At 70.0% G+C, this 977-nt stretch carries 1 protein-coding gene and 2 tRNA genes; all 3 read left to right on the top strand.

Annotated elements, in window-relative coordinates; all coding sequences use genetic code 11:
• Positions 1-323, top strand: a 323-nt coding sequence (locus tag ESO86_RS17665; RefSeq protein WP_207207225.1) for a DUF4190 domain-containing protein, incomplete at its 5' end; no start/stop codon positions are given.
• 76 nt (positions 324-399) lie between these two features.
• Positions 400-471, top strand: a tRNA-Thr gene (locus ESO86_RS17660).
• A gap of 33 nt (positions 472-504) precedes the next feature.
• Positions 505-578: transfer RNA gene (locus ESO86_RS17655), tRNA-Met, on the top strand.
• The last annotated feature ends 399 nt before the right edge of the window (positions 579-977 follow it).

The following is a 977-nucleotide window of genomic DNA, read 5'->3' as shown; positions in this document are numbered from 1 at the left end:
TCGCCGCGCCTGCGGTGCCCGCCCCCTGGACCCCGCCCGTCGCGGCGCCGCACAACGTGCTCGCCTGGGTCGCGTTCGGCCTGGGGCTCGGCGCGCTGATGGTCGGTCCGATCAGCTCGATCGCCGCGATCGTGTGCGGGCACATCGCCCGCGCGCAGATCCGCCGCACGGGCGAGCAGGGTGCCGGCGCGGCGCTCACCGGACTGATCTTCGGCTACGTCCTGACCATCGGAATGGGCCTCGCGATCGTGCTCTACGTGCTGCTCATCGTGGCCATCTTCGCCGGCACGGCATACTCCTCGGGCGTCCCGACGAGCCTCTGACCGAGCGCCCGACCCACGATTTAACGGACGCGCGCCGAGGTGATATTCTCGTGTGGTTGCCGCGACAGCGGCACGCGCCCCGATAGCTCAGTGGTAGAGCACTTCCATGGTAAGGAAGGGGTCGTCAGTTCAATCCTGACTCGGGGCTCTGGTTCCTCCGGTTTCACCGGAGAAGCCTCGCGGCGGGGTAGCTCAGGTGGTTAGAGCACACGGCTCATAATCGTGGTGTCGCGGGTTCGAGTCCCGCCCTCGCTACAATGAAACCCCCGGTCAGCCGGGGGTTTTGTCGTTTCTCGACGCGTCGATGCCTACCGGCCGAGTCGGTCCTGTGTTCGAGTACCGCGCCGACTGCCCCTGATCCGACAGGCGTGCGGAAGCAATGAAGACGCGGCTTCGCGGGAGGCGGGATCCACCGACTCCGCGCGGCCTAGCGCATCCGCCGACTGGCGTCGACCACGTGCGCCGGAGGTACCGGCCGACCTACCGTGTCGGGGGAGGTGCGCTCGAATGGACAGGCAGCGGGACCTGGCGCGGTCCGCGGTGACGGACGAACCCGACTCGGGCACGTCGTCGGTGCCGGTCCGGGCCGAGGTCGCTGCCCAGGCTCGCGCGGAGGCCGACCCGCCGACCCGCCGCGAGGCGCTCGCCGCGGCG

Origin of the sequence: Agromyces binzhouensis, from assembly GCF_004135055.1 — a bacterium.
Taxonomy (GTDB): Bacteria; Actinomycetota; Actinomycetes; order Actinomycetales; family Microbacteriaceae; genus Agromyces; species Agromyces binzhouensis.
The sequence above is the reverse complement of the archived record's forward strand: the minus strand, read 5'-3'. Positions and strand labels throughout refer to the sequence as shown.